This is a genomic window from Trichocoleus sp. FACHB-40 (assembly GCF_014695915.1).
In the GTDB taxonomy this organism is placed as follows: domain Bacteria; phylum Cyanobacteriota; class Cyanobacteriia; order Cyanobacteriales; family FACHB-T130; genus Funiculus; species Funiculus sociatus.
In genome coordinates, this window is the sequence record NZ_JACJPF010000006.1 from 1 (window position 1) to 3,602 (window position 3,602).

The 3,602-nt window shown below is 44.2% G+C and carries 4 protein-coding genes and 1 pseudogene; all 5 read right to left on the bottom strand.

Annotated features, from left to right (window positions below; all coding sequences use genetic code 11):
• Positions 1–130: 130 nt before the first annotated feature.
• Positions 131–277 (bottom strand): annotated as a pseudogene (locus tag H6F63_RS30765) (Uma2 family endonuclease); the annotation flags it as partial.
• 109 nt (positions 278–386) lie between these two features.
• On the bottom strand, positions 387–629 hold the full coding sequence (locus H6F63_RS00100) for a hypothetical protein (protein WP_190633845.1): 243 nt from the start codon (positions 627–629) through the stop codon (positions 387–389).
• A gap of 82 nt (positions 630–711) precedes the next feature.
• Positions 712–1,200 (bottom strand): hypothetical protein, encoded by a 489-nt coding sequence (locus H6F63_RS00105; RefSeq protein ID WP_190448180.1) that lies wholly within the window; start codon positions 1,198–1,200, stop codon positions 712–714.
• A 688-nt stretch (positions 1,201–1,888) separates the two neighbouring features.
• On the bottom strand, positions 1,889–2,380 hold the full coding sequence (locus H6F63_RS00110; protein WP_190633847.1) for a peptidoglycan-binding protein: 492 nt from the start codon (positions 2,378–2,380) through the stop codon (positions 1,889–1,891).
• Positions 2,381–2,564: 184 nt separating this feature from the next.
• On the bottom strand, positions 2,565–3,293 hold the full coding sequence (locus H6F63_RS00115) for a DUF3891 family protein (RefSeq protein ID WP_190633850.1): 729 nt from the start codon (positions 3,291–3,293) through the stop codon (positions 2,565–2,567).
• Between the last annotated feature and the right edge of the window lie 309 nt (positions 3,294–3,602).

Sequence of the window (3,602 nt, forward strand, 5' to 3'; positions counted from 1 at the left end):
GTGTCAAGAAATCAGCTATGTACACTGGATGACTAAGTTAACTAAATGTTAACTCAAAGCTCTTAGATAGGAAGAGTCTATTCGACTATGTAAAGTTTTGTATCTAGATTCAACATTTCTGTATTCTTACTAAGTTTCCAGCAATAATGATATGAGGCTTCTTTGCCCCTACCATTGCATAGACTTGTCCTCGCTTATACTCATGTTTGATAGGGCTGACTCGCTCTCCTTCTAGGTAATCTTCTGTTGAGATGTAGAAGTTTTTGCTAATAGTCATTGGGTAGTTTTTCAGAATGAGTCGCTATTTTGATAAGCTGTAAACCAGATTGTGTATCGCATTGCGAAATTTGGTTTCGGATTCAGGCGGGATGAGAAAAGAGCGATCACTAATCCAGCCATACATTGCAACAGATGGCACAGGCGAGAATCAGTAGAATTGAGAGAACTATCAATCCTATTGCTACCTGTGCTAAAAACTGTTGAAGGCATTTATCACAAAAGACAGATTGAACTGGTTGAACTGCCGCAGGATGCGATCGCATGGTTGCAGTGCTGGGATAGTGAATTTTATCGCTGACAGCAATCCCGGCATTCGTCAAAGGCTGTTGCTCGTCTCGATAGTATGGCATCCTACACTCTCCCCAACTTGATAGCCTATGGTTATCAAAAAAGTGGCAAGCGATCGCACTCTACAGTTTAATAAAGAGCAACCTAGCTGGAAGGGAACAAACGCCGTCGCATTGCTTGCAAATAAGCAAAAACGGGGAATTGATAATACTCAACAACCACACTGACCACAAAAGCCAGATGAGACAAAAAGGTTAACCCCATCCAGAAAAGGGGAACCCAAGACAAGGAACTTCCTGGTATTGGCGGGAAAATATACGCAGATAGAGCAATCAACGATGTCGGCAATATTACTAATGCGATCGCTGCTAACCCAACACCCCAACCCAACTCAGCATCATTGCGCGTAGCGTTTTGCCAACGCCGACCATTCCAGCGCCAACTCAGAGGTTGGGAACTATCTGCCATTTTCAACGATTGTTGACGCGAGTCAACTGTGAAAATGTGGCGACAAAAGTTACAAGCCACCGCCTCCATCAAAGGCATCTCTGAAATTTGACCCTGCCGACATACTGGACAGCTATAAACGCCGCCAGACTTGAAATCGTTCGCTAAATCTTTTGAATTCGACATAAACTTAACAACTAGCGGACGTATTCGGCACTGGTAGAAGTGCCTCTCAAGCGCTCTGTAAAACAGTATAACTATCTCAGAAGACAGACAACGAAAATTGGGATCTTGCCAGAGATAGGTGAAAAGTCGGCTGCGAGTTATTCCTCCGGTTTGAGGAAGGTTCCCCCCTTAGAACGACAGCTAAAAATTTGATTCAAGTTATTCTAATAAAAGTAGAAACACGGCATTGGATGGACGTTATACCGCAGTGGTCCAGAATCAAACATCGAAGGAGAGCGACCGTCAGATGTAAGAACAGTGCTAATAACTAACAGGCAGAGATGTTGTGGAGTTTTTGTCGCTTCCTCCACTTTGTTACTATCGAAGAGAGGCGCAATCCTCTATCAGAGCGGTCTTAGATAGTAACCGTCAGATGCCATATAATAAACTACATTTAAAAGTACAGGTAGGAATCATTAACCGATTCCTACCTGTACTTTGCAATTTGTACGCTTTAAAATTGATTTCGTAGGTAGGCATTGCCCACAAAATACAGTCTAAGTTTTACCTAAAATAAGGCAACACTATAGCTTTTCTCAGTTGGGTGGAGTATATCGCAATTGAGATATTCGAGCGACGTTGGTAAAGACATGGTAATGCCATGTTCCTACAGATGTATCGCACCCAACCCTTGAATTGCTATAGATAATCAACAGCCTACTAAAGTAGATTTAAACTTGCTTAGTCCATACCAAGTTTTTTCGCCTACGATTCCATCCGCTACTAGGCCGCTGCGTCTTTGAAAAGATTTTACACCTGCTTCGGTAACTGGCCCGAATATACCGTTAGCTTCTTGCTGAAAGTTTCCTGTTAGCGCTAGGGCATTTTGTAGCGTGACAACTGCTTTCCCCTGCATTCCTCTTTTGAGAACTGGCATATTAACTGGTGCGCCAGTGTAAAGAGATTGCCAGGTTAATTGACCGACGATACCATCTTCTTTGAGAAAAACCCAATTTTGGAAAACAATTACAGCATACTCTACTTCTTCATTAAAAATACCATCAATGGCTCCATAGTAAGCGTTGCGAGCTGTTAGAAGTTTTTGCAATTCTGTAACGGCTGTCCCTTTGCTGCCTAATCTAAGTACGGGCTTACTGAGTTGAGCGGTGGCGGTTGATTGATTAGATTGTGTAGCTGGCATAGTTGGTTGTCCTTGAAATTTGTTTTCTACAATTCCAAAGTAACCTTTGCGATCGCTCTCCCGCCTCGCACAACCAGGTCATATGATGGAGTATTTCAATATACCTCTAGCAGCTCACCCATTAGCAGGAAGTATAAAAATGGGGTGGGTTATACTATACCACACCCCAGAAAAAATACATTTGTCAACTCTTGACAAATGTCCACTCCAACAACTTAATCGGTGCAGTCTGAAGCGCTTCTGTGAGTTCCTCGCTTTTGTCAAATTTCACTTGGCTGAGGTAGGAAGCTTCCACATTGACAGTAAATTCTTCTTTCTCAAAGGGCCAAGGTTTTACGGTGACATTGCCATCGCTAAGCTTTATCACGTCGTAGCGCTTGCCATCTGGCCCCTTGCTGATTTCCAAGGCACGCACACCATCTGGTAAATCGCGGGTGCAGAGGATCAGCGAGAGGCGATCGCACCATTGAAAAAACGCATAAGCTTTTTCGGCTTCCTCTTTTGTAATCTTCAACTCCTTCCGCCATTTCTTTTGGTTTTCTAGTTGTTCGTCCAGAAAACTGTCCAATTCGGGTGATTCTCCGCGTTTGCCTTCATTCAGAAAGCTGACGTGCATAGAAATCAGCATTGCCACCCACCGTCCCCGGTATCGGGAATTCTTCGTCAGTTCTCTCAGCTTTGGAAGAGAAGTTTTCTTATCAACGGTAAAGTCTAAGGGTGCGCCCGCTTCGGTGATGTTCTCGCCTTCCCATTCGCGTTCTAGATCGTCGTGATGGGAAATCGCAGCCACCGTCTCTATCAAGCGTTCTGGGCGATCTTTTATATGCCAGTTTCCCGCTATTTCAGCAGCCAGCAAAGCATGGGCGCGATGGTAAATTACTTCCCAACCTGTCTCTGTAAGGTTAGCAATCACGAAAATCTATCTCCGGTTAATAATTGCAGATATATATTTTCGTGGAACGGGCATTTTGCCTGCCACTACCAAAGGATACAAGTAGGCTGAGGTTGGGTTGAGGGGAACCTTACCCAACCATCTGACGCATTTGTTGACTACAGCAATCCTATTTAAGTTGTGAACGGGTATTCGCCCTGTAGGGACACGGCAGTGCCCACTGGTGTCAACTTAAGGAGCGGATGCCCAGATGATACCAGTAAGAGCATCAATCTCTCGATGACGCGGGCGAACCGCTTTCACTAAGCCCAATAACTTGTGATGAGTGGC